At 38.1% G+C, this 265-nt stretch carries 1 pseudogene; it reads right to left on the reverse strand.

The window, feature by feature from the left end:
* Positions 1–265, reverse strand: a pseudogene (locus ACYQ4S_RS12680) (ISLre2-like element ISAot1 family transposase); the annotation flags it as partial.

Raw genomic sequence — 265 nt, forward strand, 5'->3', positions numbered from 1 at the left:
TGTTTTCCTTTATACTCTACCCCTTCATGAAACTGAACACGATGAATCTCAGGACGTTTTTTCTCCTTGCCTTTTGTAAGCATTAACCCGTCACCTTCAATAAATAAGACAGGCGTTTTTTTCTTATTTTTCTGAGACGTCTCGTCTTGAAGAGGTGCTGTTTCTGTCCATTCTTGAATGGTTTCACCGACTTTTTGAGTGATAGTATGAATGGTCGTATGACTCAGCGAAAAAGATGTAAGAAGATTAATAGCTTCTTCTGCTT

The organism is Alkalibacterium sp. s-m-28, assembly GCF_054658175.1.